Origin of the sequence: Sulfitobacter noctilucae (assembly GCF_000622365.1) — a bacterium.
Classification (GTDB): domain Bacteria; phylum Pseudomonadota; class Alphaproteobacteria; order Rhodobacterales; family Rhodobacteraceae; genus Sulfitobacter; species Sulfitobacter noctilucae.
Genome location: NZ_JASC01000014.1, coordinates 1,334,497 through 1,352,818 on the forward strand (window position 1 = coordinate 1,334,497; position 18,322 = coordinate 1,352,818).

Annotated in this window: 16 protein-coding genes; 3 read left to right on the forward strand and 13 right to left on the reverse strand. The window is 59.4% G+C overall.

Annotated features, from left to right (window positions below):
• Positions 1-103 precede the first annotated feature (103 nt).
• Positions 104-403, forward strand: a complete 300-nt coding sequence (locus Z945_RS0116660) for a hypothetical protein (protein ID WP_025053229.1) — start codon at positions 104-106, stop codon at positions 401-403.
• Between the two features lie 139 nt (positions 404-542).
• Here Z945_RS0116660 and Z945_RS0116665 read toward each other — a convergent pair whose 3' ends face one another.
• The 10 genes from Z945_RS0116665 to Z945_RS0116710 all read right to left on the reverse strand — a co-directional run bounded on the left by Z945_RS0116665 (position 543) and on the right by Z945_RS0116710 (position 11,845).
• Positions 543-1,319: an enoyl-CoA hydratase-related protein gene (locus Z945_RS0116665; RefSeq protein ID WP_025053230.1), complete on the reverse strand. Its 777-nt coding sequence runs from the start codon at positions 1,317-1,319 to the stop codon at positions 543-545.
• A gap of 92 nt (positions 1,320-1,411) precedes the next feature.
• Positions 1,412-1,864 carry a cytochrome c-type biogenesis protein gene (locus Z945_RS0116670; RefSeq protein ID WP_025053231.1) on the reverse strand — a complete coding sequence of 151 codons (453 nt, stop codon included), beginning with the start codon at positions 1,862-1,864 and terminating at the stop codon, positions 1,412-1,414.
• The gene (locus Z945_RS0116675; RefSeq protein ID WP_025053232.1) at positions 1,861-3,837 is read right to left on the reverse strand and encodes a heme lyase CcmF/NrfE family subunit; all 1,977 of its coding nucleotides are present in this window, start codon (positions 3,835-3,837) and stop codon (positions 1,861-1,863) included. Before Z945_RS0116675 ends, Z945_RS0116670 begins: the two co-directional genes overlap by 4 nt.
• Before the next feature lie 73 nt (positions 3,838-3,910).
• Positions 3,911-4,495 carry a holin family protein gene (locus Z945_RS0116680; RefSeq protein ID WP_025053233.1) on the reverse strand — a complete coding sequence of 195 codons (585 nt, stop codon included), beginning with the start codon at positions 4,493-4,495 and terminating at the stop codon, positions 3,911-3,913.
• Positions 4,486-5,097 carry a holin-associated N-acetylmuramidase gene (locus tag Z945_RS0116685; protein WP_025053234.1) on the reverse strand — a complete coding sequence of 204 codons (612 nt, stop codon included), beginning with the start codon at positions 5,095-5,097 and terminating at the stop codon, positions 4,486-4,488. Before Z945_RS0116685 ends, Z945_RS0116680 begins: the two co-directional genes overlap by 10 nt.
• Before the next feature lie 77 nt (positions 5,098-5,174).
• Positions 5,175-5,618 (reverse strand): cytochrome c maturation protein CcmE, encoded by a 444-nt coding sequence (gene ccmE, locus Z945_RS0116690; protein WP_025053235.1) that lies wholly within the window; start codon positions 5,616-5,618, stop codon positions 5,175-5,177.
• 6 nt (positions 5,619-5,624) lie between these two features.
• On the reverse strand, positions 5,625-6,650 hold the full coding sequence (gene argC / locus Z945_RS0116695; protein ID WP_025053236.1) for an N-acetyl-gamma-glutamyl-phosphate reductase: 1,026 nt from the start codon (positions 6,648-6,650) through the stop codon (positions 5,625-5,627).
• A 38-nt stretch (positions 6,651-6,688) separates the two neighbouring features.
• On the reverse strand, positions 6,689-7,498 hold the full coding sequence (locus Z945_RS0116700) for a glutamate racemase (RefSeq protein WP_025053237.1): 810 nt from the start codon (positions 7,496-7,498) through the stop codon (positions 6,689-6,691).
• Positions 7,499-7,513: 15 nt separating this feature from the next.
• A complete protein-coding gene (locus Z945_RS0116705; protein WP_025053238.1) occupies positions 7,514-8,383 on the reverse strand; it encodes a lysophospholipid acyltransferase family protein in 870 nt (289 codons plus the stop codon).
• A gap of 63 nt (positions 8,384-8,446) precedes the next feature.
• Positions 8,447-11,845: an indolepyruvate ferredoxin oxidoreductase family protein gene (locus Z945_RS0116710; RefSeq protein WP_025053239.1), complete on the reverse strand. Its 3,399-nt coding sequence runs from the start codon at positions 11,843-11,845 to the stop codon at positions 8,447-8,449.
• A gap of 195 nt (positions 11,846-12,040) precedes the next feature.
• Here Z945_RS0116710 and Z945_RS0116715 point away from each other — a divergent pair, with 195 nt between their 5' ends.
• Positions 12,041-12,952, forward strand: coding sequence for a LysR family transcriptional regulator (locus tag Z945_RS0116715; RefSeq protein ID WP_025053240.1), 912 nt, complete (start codon positions 12,041-12,043; stop codon positions 12,950-12,952).
• A gap of 323 nt (positions 12,953-13,275) precedes the next feature.
• Entirely contained in the window at positions 13,276-15,435 is a 2,160-nt protein-coding gene (gene purL / locus Z945_RS0116720; protein ID WP_025053241.1) for a phosphoribosylformylglycinamidine synthase subunit PurL, read from the forward strand.
• Positions 15,436-15,462: 27 nt separating this feature from the next.
• On the opposite strand, the gene Z945_RS0116725 is transcribed toward purL, so the two are convergent.
• From Z945_RS0116725 to Z945_RS0116735, 3 genes are all read right to left on the reverse strand, one after another.
• Positions 15,463-16,536: a hypothetical protein gene (locus tag Z945_RS0116725; RefSeq protein ID WP_025053242.1), complete on the reverse strand. Its 1,074-nt coding sequence runs from the start codon at positions 16,534-16,536 to the stop codon at positions 15,463-15,465.
• Positions 16,537-16,572: 36 nt separating this feature from the next.
• Positions 16,573-16,929 (reverse strand): DUF805 domain-containing protein, encoded by a 357-nt coding sequence (locus Z945_RS19800; protein WP_025053243.1) that lies wholly within the window; start codon positions 16,927-16,929, stop codon positions 16,573-16,575.
• 87 nt (positions 16,930-17,016) lie between these two features.
• Entirely contained in the window at positions 17,017-18,270 is a 1,254-nt protein-coding gene (locus tag Z945_RS0116735; RefSeq protein WP_025053244.1) for a vWA domain-containing protein, read from the reverse strand.
• Between the last annotated feature and the right edge of the window lie 52 nt (positions 18,271-18,322).

Sequence of the window (18,322 nt, forward strand, 5' to 3'; positions counted from 1 at the left end):
GTGTAATCTTGCTCTGCGTGTTCGCAATCCGGTTCCTTGCGGACCTGAAACAAGCCAAAGTTCACGAAGGACGCATGATGCGCCTGAAACAGAGGCTTCCGGCATGAATTCCGACCGCAATATGGGACATCTCTGCTGGGATCGTGCCACGGGTATGCCGTCGGAGACTGTCGGCCAGGATTCCGCGCCGCAAGGTGCTTTGGTGCCGGACAACCTCAAAGACTGTGATCAGGTTGCGGTGGTGTACAACAAGGGCGACACGCCGCCCGAAATCACGATCCGCGACGTATCCGGTTCCGTCCAGACGGTCTTGGCTGATGGTGTAGCCGTCGCGGTGATTGCCAGCGCTGCGGGGCGGGCTTTGTCACCAGACGATGTGCTCTTGGTCGAACGGGCAGTCTGACAAGGCGAAATCTCGCCTGATCAGATCGCGAGTGCAGACTGAGGGACCTCAAGTTCTGCAGCGCGACGCCCTGCTATTCTACAATAAGTGTCATGCAGGAAAGCGGGCAGAGGCCAATGTCCCTGCCCCGCTGTTGCTCTCAGCGTCCTTCGAAGGTCGCGTCGCGCTTTTCCATAAAGGCAAGCACGCCCTCCTGAAAGTCGCGGGATTTGCCGCAAACGCCCTGCGCCTGTCCTTCCAGTGTTAACTGGTCTTCGAACGAATTGTCCCATGACCCGCGGATCGCTCGCTTTGCCTGTGCGTAGGCCACGGTCGGACCGGCAGCCAGATGCGCCGCACGGCTCCGCCACACGGCGTCGAACTCTGCATCCGCGACCGCTTCCCAGATCATACCCCAATCATCGGCTTGGCGGGCGCTGATCTTGTCAGCAAACAATGCTGCTCCCATCGCTTTGGCCGTACCCATGGAACGCGGCAGCGTATAGGTACCACCTGCGTCCGGGATCAGGCCGATGCGGGTAAAGGCCTGAAGGAAATAGGCGGACTCAGTCGCAATCACCACATCGGCGGCCAGTGCCAGATTGGCACCCGCCCCTGCGGCGGGCCCGTTCACAGCGGAAATTGTCGGGATCGGGCAATTCACGATGGCCCGCAGCATCGGCGCATATTCGTCGCGCAGGGTCCGTTCCGTATCCGCGGCCCCGCCTGAGGCGCGATCCCCAAGGTCTTGGCCAGAGCAGAATGCACGGCCTTCCCCGGTCAACACCAGCACCCGCGCCTCTTTGCCGCCCTGAGTGGCCGCATGCGCGATTTCAGCCCGCATCTGTGTGGTCAGCGCATTCATCTTATCGGGGCGCGCCAGTGTGATCACCGCCACGTCGTTTTCAAGGGCATATGTGAGTGTTTGGTAGTCCATGCTTGGGCGTCCTTATCAGCTGCGTTTGAACCTTGTTATCAAACCGGCGCCACAGAACCAGCAAAACCGCACGTCACCAGCCAAGTTACAGGCTACCGCCCCAGAATATCGTTCAACCGGGTTTGTTCGTCAGCACTAAGCGGCGTCTCGCCCGCCTCACCCGCTCGAGACCGTCCGCGCAGATAGACCATGCCCACGCCCCCCGCGAGCAATAGCATCAGCGGTCCGGCCGCCCAAAGCAGCCAATTGGCCCCTTTCGTCGTCGGGTTCAGCAAAACAAATTCGCCATAGCGCGCAACGATAAAGTCTACCGCTTCCTCATCGCTATCGCCCGCAACCAGCCGCTCGCGCACCAGCAGTCGCAGATCACGCGCAAGGCTGGCGTTGCTTTCGTCAATGCTTTCATTTTGGCAGACCAGACAGCGCAGGCCTTTTGACAATTCCCGCGCCCGCTCTTCCAACACCGGATCGTCAAGGATTTCATCGGGTTGCACGGCCAAAAGCGGGGTGGCCATCAACACCAAGATCAACGCCAGCCGCTTCATTCTGCAGCCACCACAGCGTCTTCTTTCTCACGCCGCCGCCCTGCCCCCGCAGCCACGCGGAAGCGGCGATCTGACAGGCTCAACAGACCACCAAGCGCCATCAGCGCAGCGCCGATCCAAATCCAGTTGGTCATCGGCTTGATATAGGTCCGAATGGTCCAACCGCCGTTGTTCTGTTCGTCGCCAATCACGACATAGACATCGCGGATCAGGTCATAGTCGATCGCGGCCTCAGTCGTGGGCATCTGCGCCACCGGATAGAAACGCTTCTCGGGCCGCATTTCGGCGATCACCTCCCCATCCTGTGCAAGCGTCAGGATACCGCGTGTATAAAGATAGTTCGGCCCCCGGTCTTCCTGCACATCGAGCAGCGTCAGCTCGTAATTACCGATGGTCCAGGGCTGATCAAACTGTGCCACACGAATGTCATCGACGGTCCAGGCGGTCAGCCCGGCGATCCCGGCCATCGTGATACCAAGACCCGCATGCGCGACGGCCTTGCCCCAGTCCGCACGCGGCAAGCGTGCCAGGCGGCCCATCCGGTTGCTGCCACGTCCCGTGCGCTGAAACAGCTCGACCACAACCCCCATGACAAGCCATGCTCCCAAGAACATGCCCACCGGACCGATCAAGCTGCGCCCCGACTGCATCGCATAGGCCAGACCACCCACGGCAATGGCCAGCAAGAACACATAGCGCAGCGGTTTCATCGCCCGCAAAATATTCGCCCGTTTCCATGGCAGCACCGAACCAACAGGCAGGATCAAACCCAATGCCACCATGAAGGGCGTGAAGGCTGCGTTAAAGAATGGCGGTCCAACGCTGAGTTTGCGGTCGAAAAACATCTCGGCCACAAGCGGCCACATGGTGCCGACGAAGACCACGAAACAGGACACCGCCAGCAACAGGTTGTTCACCACGAGCGCGGATTCACGGCTGGCCAAACCAAAGACGCCCTTCGCCTCCATCGCGCCGGCACGCAGCGTGAACAGCACCAATGCGCCGCCCATGAAAAAACCCATGATCAGCAAGATCCAGATGCCCCGCTCGGGGTCGTTGGCAAAAGCGTGTACCGATGTCAGCAGGCCGGAGCGGACGATGAAAGTACCGATCAGGGAAAATCCGAAGGCGAGGATCGCCAGCAGGATCGTCCAGCTTTTCAGCGCCTCGCGCTTTTCCACAACGATGGCAGAATGCAGGAGTGCGGCCGCGAGCAGCCAAGGCATAAAGCTCGCGTTTTCCACAGGATCCCAGAACCAGAACCCGCCCCAACCCAGCTCGTAATAGGCCCACCAGGACCCCAGTGCGATGCCGATCGTCAAGAACACCCATGCCGCCAGCGTCCAAGGCCTTACCCAACGGCCCCAGGCGGCGTCCACGCGTCCTTCGATCAGCGCTGCCACAGCAAAGCTGAAAGTCATGCTAAGACCAACGTAGCCAAGATAAAGGAACGGCGGATGAAAGGCCAAGCCAGGGTCCTGCAGCAGCGGGTTCAGGTCTTGGCCGTCAAAGGGCGGCGTATCCAACCGCAAGAACGGGTTCGACGTGAAGATGATAAAAGCGGAAAAGGCCACCGCAATGGCCCCCTGTACCGACAAAACACGTGCCCGCAGGGTTGGCGGCAACCCATTGCCGAACCACGCGGCCATCGCGCCGAAGAGCGCAACAATCAGCACCCAAAGCAACATCGAACCTTCGTGATTGCCCCATGTTCCGCTGATCTTGTACAGCATGGGTTTGGCCGAATGGCTGTTGGCCCAGACCAGCTGGAGCGAGAAATCCGATACGATAAACCCGTACATCAGAGCGCCGAAAGCAACCGCAGTCAGGGCAAACTGCGCCCCCGCTGCGGGCTCTGCCACGGCCATCCAGGAGGGCCAGCGCTTTTGCGCCCCGATCAGCGGGATCACGGTCTGCACAATCGCGACGAGAAAAGCGAGGATAAGCGCAAAATGTCCGAGTTCTGTAATCATGCTCGAAACATAGGCGCAGATCGCGGCACTTGCCACGCTAATCTGCGCCCGTGTTTCGCGCAAAGCGTCGCAGTCAGCGGCGGCTGCGCCGCCATGCCTCAAGCGCGGCATTTGCATCCGGTGCGGTGGCAGCCGATACGAGCACTGCATCCGGGCCGGTGTCTGCAACAGTTGGCGTCTCGGGCGTCAGATCGCGCATCCCGCGGATGTCTTCGATATTCTGCAGGACCTGCGGCACCCGCGCGACGCTCCCGACAATCTCCCGCTGGAAGTCTTGCGCTTTGACCTGATGCCGCGCCCCGAAATAGAACGACACGATAACGCCCAGCAGCCACCACAGCGGCTCTGGCACCAGCGCAATCCCTTGCATCCGTTCAGAAAACCACAAGGGGCTGACCATAGCCGAGACAAAAAGCCCCAACGTGCCCAAAGCCAGCGCCGGGCGTGGCAATCGGTTCAGTCCGTCTATGCAGCGATCAAACCACCCCTTGCGCGGGATCAGAAACTCCTGTCCGAATTCCTTCATTGCCTGTTCCTGCACCAGCGCCCCGCGCTGCGCACCCGCCTCAGCGTTTTCGCGAAACACCTCGACGGTCTCGCGCACCACATTGCTTTGCCCGCCAAACACCAGCGTCAACACCCGCTCAATCATCCCCATGATGCGATCCTTTGCTGAAATTCCTCTGGACTAAGGTGGTATCGAGCCGAGATGAACTCCTCTGCCCGTTTGATCCAGCCCCCCTTGCCGCCCGCTTTGGTCCGCGCGTACTTCCGGCTTGCGACACGCTTGTCCGCCAGACGAAAGTAGTAATTTCGCCGGGCAATCCCGTAGGCATCGACAAGGTGATCGGGTGCCGCCGCCATGGCCTGCGCCGCTGCTTCAAGCGTTTGCGGGCCAAGAACCCCATCCACAGTCACATTGATCCCAATCTCGCGCAGCAGTTGTTGTAAAATACGCACCGCATTAGCGCCCGCGTTGACGTACATATCAAAGACCGAGGGCTGCAATGGCACCGGCAGCTCCCCGATGCGCGGCTTTTCAAAGTAATGCTGGATGAAAATGTCGGTGGCCAGTGGTCGACTCAGCGCCCGCACATCTGCAACATCCACCGCGCCATCCCGCGTGAGATCAAGGCCCAGACGGCGCATGGTGTGGATCGTCACGCCAAAATTCGTCGCCCCGCCCGGATCATCGGGATCATTCACAAAGCCGCCCTCGCGGGCCACGATGCCTGTCGCGATGTCTCTGACCGTTTGCATGCTGCTCTCCTGACCGCTTTAATTGGCGATTAGAAGGACATGAGACGGTTAACCCATCATGGCATCAGCGTACGGTGTCAGGTATCGGGCTCAACATAGACGCCCTGCGCCTTGAGCGCGTCCACAACCTCGGTGGGCATATAGGTTTCATCGTGTTTCGCAAGTATTTCAGTGGCTTCAAAGACGCCATTGATGTAGCGGCCCGTGCCCACCATGCCCTGATTTTCTTCGAAAAGGTCAGGCAACACGCCGGTATAGGTCACCGGCACCGATGCGCCGCCGTCTGTCACGCTAAAGCTGACGGTCTCGCTTTCGCCGCGCACCAAACTGCCTTCTTCAACCAAACCGCCGATGCGGAACACTTCATTTGCCGCAGGCGGCTCTGCCATGATCTGTGATGGCGCGCGAAAGAAGTTGATCCCGTCGCGCATTGCATAGCCGATTAGCGCCGTAGAGCCGATCAGAGCGATGACAGCAACGGCGATAACCTGAATTCGGCGTTGTTTCTTAAGGCTTTTCATCGTCCCTCACGGAAAGAGCGGGGCCATCATCAGCCCTTGGGTTTCCTCGATATTAAGCATCAGGTTGGCATTCTGCAACGCTTGCCCGCTGCTGCCTTTTGTCAGGTTGTCCAAAGCGGCCGTGATGATTGTCCGCCCTGCAATACGATCACCCGTTACACCGATATGGCAGAAGTTCGAGCCACGGATATGCCGCGTGCTAGGGGTCTGACCAAAAGGGATGACTTCGATGAATGGCTCGCTCGCATAGGCGGAAACCATCGCATCATGAATGGCTTGCGCGTCGCCCTTAACGTAGCAGGTCGCCAGAATACCGCGGTTTGCAGGCACCAGGTGCGGGGTGAATTGCACCTGCACAGGCCGCCCGGCAAGCACCGAGAATTCCTGATCAAACTCACCCAGATGCCGGTGCGTTCCGCCGATCGCATAGGCATGATAGCCTTCGGACAATTCTGCGTGAAGGAGATTTTCCTTAAGCGACCGCCCCGCCCCCGATACGGCGCATTTCATATCCAGAATGATGTCATCCAGATCAATTAGCCCGCCCGCAATTAGGGGCCGCAGCGCAAATTGTCCCGTGGCCGCATTGCAGCCTGTGCCCGCGACCAACCGCGCCGCTTTGATCTCATCGCGATAAAATTCTGTCAGCCCGTAGACGGCCTCGGCCTGCTGATCCAAGGCCGCATGGGGATTGCCGTACCATTTCTCATAGGCCGCAGGATCGCGCAGCCTGAAATCTGCGGACAGGTCCACGATTTTCAAGTCGCCGGGCAGTTTTGCAATCACCTCTTGCGACGTTTTATGCGGCAGCGCACAGAAACACAGGTCAATCTCGGAAAAATCGATCTGGTCGATGGTGACAAGCGTTGGCAGGTCCAGATGGCGCAGATGCGAAAACGCCTCAGCCATCGTCTGACCCGCCTTGGAATGCGCGCCCAAGGCTTTGATTTGCATGGAAGGATGGCCCGCGATCAGCCGGATAAGCTCTGCTCCGGTATAGCCGGAGGCTCCAAGAATGGCGATATTATACATGGTGGTATTCCCTTGCTGGGGATGCGTTTAGGAGAAAATCAAGCAGCGGTAAACTGGATCGATCGTCGCAAAAACTGTGTCGCGCGGCTGCTGACCTTCGCCGGGTCACCGGTCGTCAGGAAAGCAGGCGACCCACTGCCCAGTTTATCAGGGTGCCGCTCCAGATAATCGGCAAGACTGGCGGCCACCAGATTGGCCTGACTGTACACACTTACGCCTTCGCCCAACGCATCCTGAAACGTCTCCTGCATCAGGGGATAATGCGTGCAGCCAAGGATGGCGGCATTCGGCTCGGGCATCTTGCGTTTCAGCGCGTCCACATGACTACGCACCAAAGCCTCGGCAAGAATGAAATCACCGTCTTCGATGGCATCGACCACGCCGCCGCAGGCCTGCGCTTCGACGTCCACGCCAATCGCGCGGAACGCCAGCTCGCGCTGGAAGGCTCGGCTCGCCACGGTGGCGGGTGTCGCAAACAGCGCGACATGCTTGACTTCGACCTCACGCGGGGGCGAGTTGTCGCCCCACTGCCGCTCTGTCATCGCCTCGATCAGCGGCACAAAGACGCCAAGCACCCGCTTGTCATTCGGCACCCAGGCTTCCTGCATCCGGCGCAAAGCCGCCGCCGAGGCCGTGTTACACGCCAGAATCACCAGATCACAGCCCGCATCAAACAGCCGCTGCACAGCTGCAGTGGTCAGATCAAAGATGTCATCAGCCGTGCGCACGCCATAAGGCGCATGGGCGCTGTCGGCTAGATAGACCAGATCAAGCTCCGGCAGACGTTCCTGTATCGCGCTCAGAACGGTCAAACCGCCTAATCCGCTGTCAAATATCCCTACTGCCATGCCAATGAAGCCCTTTCAGGCGCGATGATGTTGCTCGAATTCAAAGCCATGCTCAAACGACGAGACTGGCTCTTTTGACAACTCATAAGTGGCTTTGCGCAGGAAATCCATCATGGCTTTTGCATCTCCTGCCAGCGGGTCCAAAACATCACGCCCCAGCGGCGCACCGATGGCCACGCGCACCGGTGTGTCCACGCGGGCCCGGAACTCCTTGATCAACAGCCCGAGGCGCAAACTTGCATGAAGATGGCTGGCGATCTGGAACATCCGGCTGGTGTGGCCTTCGAAATAGACCGGCACCACTTGTGCCTCTGACTTGGCGATCATGCGCGCCGTGAAATTGCGCCAGCCCGGATCCATCGGTTTCGAGAACGGACGCGCCCCGGTGCTAACCGTGCCACCTGGGAACAAGCCCACCGTGCCGCCCTGCCCCAGATGCGCCAGCGCCCGGCGCCGCGTCGCAAGGTTCAGCGCGAGATCGGATTTTTGATCACCGAAACTGATCGGCAGGAGATAGCGTTGCAAATCAGGAGCGCGGTCAAACACTGAATGGGCCATGATGCGGAAATCCTTCCGCGTGCGGCTCATCATTTGTCCCAGCATCAAACCGTCGAGAATGCCATAGGGATGGTTGGCAATGAAAATCACCGGCCCCTCGCGGGGGATAAGGTCAAGTGATCCGCGCATCACTTCAAGGCTTAACCCATAGCGTGCCGCCATAACCTCGAAAAAGCAGGCCCCCGCTTGCACCTCGGCTTCATAGCCTGCAGCGCGCCTGATCAGCCCCAATCGCCCGGTGCTGTTTTCCAACAACCGGATCAGCGCACGGCTGGCGGGCGACGTCGCCGTTGCGGCATAGCTGATCTCGCGGGTTGTGGCAGGCATGGGCGGCACCTCGGGCGACTTTGACCGCCTCTTACCGCCCCTATGCAACAAAGCTGTGACAGATCACTCCGCAGCTTTTGCCATCTGCGGCCCGCCCGACCGGATCACGCCCAGCAACTCCTCGCGCCGTTTGGCCGCTTTCGCCTCAGATGCCTGTTTGACGGGTCCGAACCCTCTGATCTGTTTGGGAAGCTCCGCAAGGGCAACGATGGCGTCGCGGGTCTGGTCGTTCAGCATGGGCAAGACTTCGGCCATGTCGGTCTCGTACTGCTTGATCAGCGCCCGTTCCATCTTGCGCTCTGCCGTATAGCCGAAAATATCCAACGGCGTGCCGCGCAAAGCTTTCAGCTTGGCCATCAGCCGTAACGGCTTTTCCAGCCAAGGACCAAATTCGCGCTTCATGGGCCGCCCGTCGGGACCGGTTTTCGACAGCATCGGCGGGGCGAGGTTGAAGGACATTTTGAAGTCTCCCTCAAACTCTGCCTTTGCCTTCTCACGACTGCTCAAAAGCAGCCGCGCCACTTCGTATTCGTCCTTATAAGACACCAGCTTGTGATAGCCTTCGGCCACCGCCGCCTTGACAGCCGGATCGGCGATGGATTGCACCATCTTGGCATAGCGTTTGGCCAGCCGCTTCCCCTGATAGGCCGTCAGATGATCCATGCGGAAGGTGATCTTTTCGTCCAGTGTTTTCGGCAGCTGCACGACTTTCGGTTCGGCCACACGGTCCGCTTCGGCGGGGTAAAGCACCGCCCAGCGCCCCAGCTCAAACGCCCGGAGGTTCCGTTCCACCGCCGCGCCATTCAGGCGGATCGCCTCGAGGATGCTATCCAGCGTCAGCGGGATCAGCCCTTTTTGAAAGGCACCGCCAAAGATCATCATATTGGAAAAGATTGAATCGCCCAGCGCAGCTTTCGCCAGATCAGAGGCATCAAAGAGCGTGACATCCTCTTTCAGCCGCGCCTCAAGCGAGAGCGTCAGCCGGTCGTAGGGCATCTGGAACTCCGTATCGCGGGTGAAATCGCCGGTGATGATCTGGTGCGAATTGACCACCGCCCCTGTGCGCCCCGCTTGTGTCAGCCCCAGCGTCTTGGCCCCGGCAGAAACGACCAGATCACCGCCGATCAGCGCGTGGGCCTCTCCGGTTGCCACGCGAATGGCTGAAATATCGGCCGGATCGTTGGCCAAACGGCAGTGGATATGCACCGCGCCGCCCTTTTGGGCCAGCCCCGCCATCTCCATCATGCCAGCGCCCTTGCCATCCAACTGGGCGGCCTGCGCCAAGACAGCACCGATGGTCACGACACCCGTGCCACCGACACCGGTGATCACGACGTTGTGGGTGCCATCGATCGCGGGAATTTCCGGCATCGGCAGATCGGGGATCGCAATTTCCGTTGTCGGATCTTTGCGCAGCTTTGCCCCTTCGAGCGTCAGGAACGACGGGCAGAACCCTTTGATGCAAGAGAAATCCTTATTACAGGACGATTGATCAATCGCCCGCTTTCGGCCCAGCTCGGTCTCGGCAGGCACCAGCGACACGCAATTCGATTGCACACCGCAATCACCGCAGCCTTCGCAGACATCCGTATTGATAAACAACCGCTTGTCGGGGTCCGGAAACAGCCCACGCTTGCGGCGGCGGCGTTTCTCGGCGGCGCAGGTCTGCACATAGACAATGGCGCTCACACCCTCCTTGGTCGCAAAGTCCTTTTGCACCGTGTCCAGCATGGCGCGTTCATGCATCGGCACACCTTTGAAAGCCGCAGGATCCACGTCTTCTTTCTCGTCATAGACCACAGCCAGGTTCTTAACCCCCATCGCCTTCAATTCGGCCACGATGCGCGGCGCATCCAGATCGCCTTCATTATGCTGGCCGCCCGTCATGGCGACCGCATCGTTGTACAGAATCTTGTAGGTGATGTTGGTCTTTGCGGCGATGGCCGCACGGATCGCCTGAACGCCCGAATGGTTATAGGTGCCATCACCAAGGTTTTGGAAGACATGGGCACGGGTGGAAAACGGTGCCTCACCGATCCAGTTTGCCCCCTCACCGCCCATATGGGTGAACCCCAAAGTCTCGCGGTCCATCCATTGCGCCATGAAGTGACAGCCGATGCCGGCATAGGCGCGGCTGCCTTCGGGGACCTTGGTCGATGAATTATGCGGGCAACCCGAACAGAAGTACGGCAAGCGCGCCGCGATTTCTTCGGCGTTGTCGCTGCGGCGTGCTTCGTCCAGGCGGGCCAGCCCGGCCTTGATGCCATCGGTATCCCGGCCTTCTTCGCAAAGAACCTCACCCAGCTTCTGCGCAATATCCACAGGGTCCAGCGCCCAGCGCGCGGTAAAGAATTCCTTGCCGTTCTTCCGCCCCCCATAAACGCGGTGGCGCATGTCATCGTCAAAAAGCGCTTCCTTGATCTGCACTTCGATCAACTTGCGCTTTTCCTCGACGACCACGATCAGGTCGAGGTCTTCTGCCCAGTCATGGAAACCGCGCATGTTCAGCGGCCAGGTCTGGCCCACCTTATAGGTTGTGATGCCCAGCCGTTCGGCTTCGTTCTCGTCGATATTCAGCAAGCTGAGCGCGTGGAGCAGATCAAGCCAGTTCTTGCCCGCCGCGACAAAGCCGATCTTGGCACCCTTTTTGCCCCAAACCCGCTTGTCCATCTTGTTGGCATGGGAAAACGCCTCTGCCGCATAGCGCTTGTGATCAATCAGACGTGCTTCCTGCGCGATGCGTTCGTCCACCAGACGGATGTTCAACCCATCCTGCGGCATGTCGAACTCCGGCGTGACGAAGGACATTCGGTGCGGATCCCCGTCCACCACCGATGTCACCTCCACCGTGTCTTTCATCGTCTTCAGACCCACCCAGAGTCCCGAATAGCGCGAGAGCGCCCAGCCATAGATGCCGTAATCCAAAATCTCCTGTACGCCTGCGGGGCTGACCACAGGCATATAGGCGTCGATCATGGCAAATTCGGATTGGTGCAAAACGGTAGAGGATTCGCCGGTATGGTCGTCTCCCATGGCCATCAACACACCACCATGTGCCGACGTGCCCGCCATGTTCGCATGGCGCATCACATCGCCGGATCGGTCCACTCCCGGCCCCTTGCCATACCACAGGCCAAAGACGCCATCATACTTGCCCTCACCGCGCACCTCGGCCTGCTGCGATCCCCAAAGAGCGGTCGCTGCAAGGTCTTCGTTCAAACCGGCCTGAAAAGTGACGTTATGAGCATGCAAGAACTTCTCGGCCTTGGCCATCTGCATGTCCACCGCCCCCAAGGGCGACCCGCGATAGCCCGTTACCAGACCGGCGGTGTTCAACCCCGCCGCCTTGTCACGCGCCGCCTGCATCAGCATCATCCGTACCAGCGCCTGCGTGCCATTCAACAGCACAGGGCTTCTTTCCAGATCGAAACGGTCATTGAGTGAAATCTTTTGCGTCGTCATGGCGGGCCTCCCTAAGTTCCGTCAGTCTTGCACAGTTCTAGGCGCATAATAGGTCATAAAGCCTGACCTGTATAGCGGTTATTATGGCAGTATCACGCAGAATTTCCCCCTCCGCCCTGCAATGTTAGCACCTATAAGCTATGACATAGCGAATCGGGTGCTGACCTTAGGATCACCCAACGGAAGGCTCGTACGATGGATTGGGATAAATTGCGCATCTTTCACGCTGTCGCGGACGCGGGGTCATTAACCCATGCGGGCGACCGGCTGAACCTATCGCAATCGGCGGTGTCGCGTCAGGTCAGAGGGCTGGAGGAACAACTAAACACAAACCTGTTCCACCGCCATGCCCGCGGACTGATTCTTACCGAACAGGGCGAGCTTCTGTTTGATGCGACCGCAGCGATGTCCAAACGTCTCGACGCCGCCTCTGCGCGCATCCGTGACAGCGAAGAAGAGGTTTTTGGTGAATTGCGCGTCACCACGACCACCGGCTTCGGCACGCTTTGGCTCGCCCCCCGGCTCTCGAAACTTTACGACAAATACCCCGACCTCAAGGTCGACCTGATGCTGGAAGAGCGCGTGCTGGACCTGCCAATGCGAGAGGCCGATGTCGCCATCCGCATGAAAGAGCCATCACAGGCCGATCTGATCCGTAAAAAGCTGATGATGATCCACATGAGCCTCTATGCCTCGCCCAGCTATCTGGCCGCCAACGGCACCCCTACCCGGATTGAGGATATCGCCAGTCACCGCTTGATCTGCCAGAACACGGACAGCGATCAGGTCGGGGCCGGGCTACAGCTTATCAGAGAGCTGATGATGAACGATGTGCGTTCTACCCTGACGGTGAACAACTACTTCGGTGTGCTTCAAGGTGTGCTGCATAACATCGGCATAGGCGTGCTGCCCGATTATCTGACACAGGATTTTCCCGAACTGGTACAGGTGCTGCCAGAAGTGGCATCCGCCGATGTTCCGGTCTTTCTCGCCTATCCCGAAGAGCTGCGGCAATCGAAAAGGGTCGCAGCTTTCAAGGACTTCGTACAGGACGAGATCATCACCTATCGCAAGCTTCTGAAAGACGGCAAGGGCCGCATGGAATGAGCCATGCGCTCACTGCATATCGGCTATGAGAGGGAAAAGCGCAGCTTTGACTTGATCGGAGGCAATGTGCCGCCTAATTCAGCATCATGTAAAGCGGCTCCTGAGGGAAACCCGATTTACACCTCCCTGTTGGACTTGGCCGAGCTTCGTGCTCGGCCTTTTTTTTGCCCGGCCCCAATTACCTTCTCAAGCCGCAGTCAGCTTCGCGTTTAACAAGCACGAGGTTGCGTTCTGCGATCTATCCGGGACGCATGGCTTGAAACAGCCTTTCCCTCGGCACGGCCCTCGCCTAAAAGCAGGCAACCACTGCCCAAGGGGACGCTATGACTGATCCAGCCATCACCGCCGATGTAATTGCCGCTCACGGTTTTTCCGATGACGAATGGCAAGAAGTGAACAACATACTTGGCCGCGCCCCCAACTATACCGAGATGGGCATCTTTTCGGCCATGTGGAATGAACACTGCTCTTACAAGTCCTCCAAAAAATGGCTGCGTACCCTGCCCACCGAAGGCCCTCAGGTCATCTGCGGCCCGGGCGAGAACGCAGGCGTGGTCGATATCGGCGATGGTCAGGCGCTGGTCTTCAAGATGGAATCGCACAATCACCCCAGCTACATCGAACCCTACCAAGGGGCCGCGACAGGCGTGGGCGGCATTCTGCGGGATGTGTTTACCATGGGTGCACGCCCCATCGCGGCGATGAACAGCCTCAGCTTCGGTCGCCCGGAACACCCCAAGACACGCCAGCTTGTGCATGGGGTGGTCGCAGGCGTGGGTGGCTACGGCAACTGCTTTGGTGTGCCGACAGTCGGTGGCGAAGTCCGCTTTGACAAAGCCTATGACGGCAACTGTCTGGTCAATGCATTTGCCGCAGGTCTCGCGAATGCGGACAAGATCTTTTATTCTGCGGCCTCGGGCGTCGGCATGCCTGTGGTCTACCTTGGTGCGAAAACCGGCCGCGATGGCGTTGGCGGTGCCACGATGGCGTCTGCCGAGTTCGACGATACCATCGAAGAGAAACGCCCCACGGTGCAGGTCGGCGACCCCTTCACCGAAAAGCGTCTGATGGAAGCCACGCTTGAACTGATGGCCACAGGTGCCGTGATCTCTATCCAGGACATGGGTGCCGCGGGCCTGACCTGCTCTGCGGTAGAAATGGGCGACAAGGGCGGGCTTGGCGTCCGGCTTGACCTTGAAAAAGTCCCCACCCGCGAATTGAACATGACCGCCTACGAGATGATGCTCTCGGAATCCCAAGAGCGCATGTTGATGGTGCTAAAGCCTGAACTGGAAGCGGAAGCGAAAGCCGTCTTTGACAAATGGGACCTCGATTTCGCCATCGTGGGCGAGACTTTGGCCGAAGACCGCTTCCTCATCATGCTGGATGGTGAGCTTAAAGCCGATCTGCCGCTGAGCAAACTCGCCTCTACCGCCCCCGAATACGACCGCCCTTGGGTCGAAACACCCGCAGCCGAGCCGCTGGCGGATGTTCCCGGTGTCGACCCCATCGACGGTCTTACGGCGCTGATCTCTGATCCGAACTACGCGGCGAAAAATTGGGTGTTTGAACAATATGACACCATGGTCATGGCCGACAGCGCCCGCACGCCGGGTCTTGGTGCGGGCATCATTCGCGTACATGGCACCGACAAAAGCATCGCTTTTACCTCAGATGTGACCCCGCGCTATGTGATGGCAAACCCGGTCGAAGGTGGCAAACAGGCCGTTGCCGAAGCCTACCGGAACCTGACCGCAGTGGGGGCCAAACCCCTTGCAACAACCGACAACATGAATTTCGGCAATCCAGAAAAGCCCGTGATCATGGGCCAGTTTGTCGGCGCGATCAAAGGCATTGGCGAAGCAGTCTCTGCGCTCGATATGCCCATCGTGTCCGGCAACGTCTCGCTTTATAATGAAACCGACGGCACCGGCATCCTGCCAACACCGACCATCGGTGCGGTGGGCCTGATTGATCACCCCGACCATATCATCGGCTGCGATGTGCGCGACGGTCATGTGGCATTGGTCTTGGGCGATACTGCAGGTCACCTTGGACAATCGGCCCTGCTCGCGACAGTCTTTGGGCGGATCGAAGGCGACGCGCCGGCGGTTGATCTGGCAACCGAGAAAGCACATGGCGATTTCATCCGCGCCAACCGCGAGATGATCAAGGCCTGCACCGATCTGAGCGATGGTGGCCTTGCGCTTGCGGCCTTTGAATTGGCCGAGAAAGCTGGCGTTGGAGTGATACTTGACGCCGCCGATACGCCAACGCTCTTTGGCGAAGATCAGGCGCGTTATCTGATCGCCTGTTCGTTTGACCAAGCAGAAGCGCTGATGATCGCTGCCGGACAGGCGGGGCTGACTTTGACATCCGTGGGCAAGTTTGGCGGCAGCGATGTAACCTTTGGCGGCGTGTCGTCCCCGCTTGAGAAACTGTCTGCCGTCTACCGCACGTCTTTTGGCGCAACCTTCGCCTAAAGTCTGCCATCAGCACGGCGCGTCCGCTTAATACAAGCGCCTTAATACGCTGATATTGCGGCTGTTTTGTGCTACGGTTGCATCCCGTAGCAGCGTGCGCGCGTAAAAGTCGATCTCGCGTAGGGCGCTAAGATGACGCTCTGCAAAACGGTAGGTGATCGCGTGCTCTTGCGGCAGCCAAAAGGTGAACTCACAGGTCTTGTCCGCGGTTACCACCCCTAGGGTACTGCACTTTCCGAACCCAAGCGGCATGCCCTTTTCGTCCCGTACGGCATAGGCCGTCCCGGACGTCGCCGCCTTGCCGATGCAGCCCTGACGCGCACCAAACCCGACCGTCTGTTGCTGCTTGTGATGGGCCACCAGATCAGTGGCTTCCTGCGGTGTAGGCTCCCGCAATGCCGTGATGCCGTCGCCAACCTCATGATCCGCAACACATTCATAGTTCACGGCTCGCTCGAACCGGCGCAGGAACGACATAGGCTTGCCAAAGTCATTCTCGTGCTCGAACTGCATGGGTGTCACCGGAACAGTGATCTCGAGTGCATCTGACCGATGATCCGCGAATACGCCGGCTAACGGGTCGAAACCGGGCAGTGCGACAAGTATCTTCAGATCCGGTGCCATACCTGCGGGCAACTGCGGCTCCTTGCGCCGGGATTTCGGCGCTACGCCAACCTGTTCGATGTGCAAGACGCCATCACGGTGCACCAGCATCACTCCGCCTGCCCCGCCACCGGCGGTCACCTGCGCTACAGGAGATACGTTCATCTCGTCCGAGAAATTCAAGGCCCATACGCCTGCGGCCCGGTCGCTCCAGCGCCCCTTGCTGTCTGGCACGCCCAACAATACGTTCTGACCGCCCACGGGAATCTCTGCCAACCGCGCCCGCTCAGCTGAGGCAGACCGCGCTACAAGCACATCAATCGCCACCGCACCGCACAGAACCACAATCCCTGCCTTTGCAAGGCCTTTTGGAACGGCAAACCAGGTATCATCAGGATGAAACAGACGCCCGGCAGCCAGTTCTGCTGCCCGTTGTGCGGCGCTTTCCGGATCAGGTCCAAACCGGTTCTCGCCCAACGTGCCGCGCCGCACCAACACAAGCGTAAGCGCCCCATAGGCAATTATGCTGCTGAGCTACCCGCCGAAGTCCAACATCACAGACACAATCGAACACGTCACGATGATGCCCAGGTAGACCCAGCCCGATAGCCCGCTGTCGTGAAGGCGGCGGATCGTAGCACAGATATGCGGTATGATCGGCAACAGCACAAGAATGCCGCCCAAAACGCGCAGGGCATAAAATTCGTGCTGTGGGAACGCAAGGAAACCCAGCAAAGAGGGCATCTCCCAGGCCCCGAAGAGCGCCTGAACAGACAAAAGGTAAAGCGCGCAAAACAGTGTGAAATACCAGTAGTCGCGCCGCCGCATACGGCCCGCAAACGAGAAAGGCTTGCGCCAGATTGCGCTATAGACGGCTTGGTTGAATGTCATAGGCTTCCATTCTGACAGGTTTGAGCCAACCCATCATGAAAACCGGACCTTACTTTGCTCGAAACAGGGCATTTTGGGTGAAAGGCCCTAGGTCTGCGCCATCAGCCGCGCCTTTTCGCCCTCATCATTAGGGTTAGAGATGGCAGCGGCCAGTTCCTCTAGCGATGCGATGGAATGACCAGCGCGGAAACTATCGACATGCGGCAACATCGCACGGATGCCGGCGGCCTTTGGGGCAAAGCCGTCCCAGCGCAACAGGGGGTTCAGCCAGATCACCCGCCGCGCGGTCAGGTGCAGCCGCTGCATATGCCGCGCCAGATCTTCGGGCGCGTCGCGGTCCAGACCATCGGTGATCAGCAGCACCACTGCGCCCTGCCCCATCACGCGGCGCGACCAGTCACGATTGAACGCCTCGATACACGCACCGATCCGCGTTCCCCCTTCCCAATCCTGTGCTTCGGCCCCCGCTGCCGCGAGCGCCGCATCCACATCACGGGTGGCCAGATGGCGGGTGATGTTGGTCAACCGTGTGCCAAAAGTGAACGCATGAACCCGCGCCCATCCGGCACCCTTTGCATTGCTGACCGCATGCAGAAAATGAAGGATGACGCGTGAATACTGGCTCATGGAGCCGGAAATATCGCAAAGCACCACAAGATTAGGATAGCGCGGGCGCGGCACCTTGTAGGCCAGCACACCCATCTCTCCGCCGCGCCTGAGGGCCGCGCGCATCGACCGGGCAGCATCAATCCGGCCCAAGGGTGCCGCCATCCCGCGTCGCGAGGGCAAGGGTTTCACGGGCAGCGCCAGCCGCGCCAGCATGCGCTTGGCCTCTGCCATCTCGGCCAGTGACATCTGCTCGAAATCCAGCGTCCTGAGCCGCTCTGCCGCCGACATGGTCAGGCTGGCATCAACCTCGATCAGCGCATCCTCTTCGGGGGTCTCCCCCTCATCGTCCTTTGGCGGAGCCTCTGCACCGTCAAGCAGCGCCTCTGCCGCGCGTTTCTCCGCCGCCTGTGCGGGGCGGTCCTCCTGCACGCCGCGGATCGCCGGCAGCATGGCCGCCATCATATGCTCCAGGTATCGCGGATCACGCCAATAAAGCCGGAAAAGCTGCGCAAAGACCCTGCGGTGTTCAGGCCGGTTCACGAAACAGGCATGTAGTGTCCAGTAAAAATCACGTTTCTCGGTAAAGCCTGCTGCCTCGACCGCGCGAATGGCGTCGATCACCCGGCCCGGACCGATGGGCAGGCCTGCCCGACGCAAAGCACGGGCGAAATGGGTGATGTTGCTCGCAAGTTTCGGGTTTTCGGGCAATTCGAGGCCGGGGAGTTCAACCATAGTGGGTTGACTGGAGGCTCTGCCTCCAGACCTCCGCGGGATATAAGGCCAA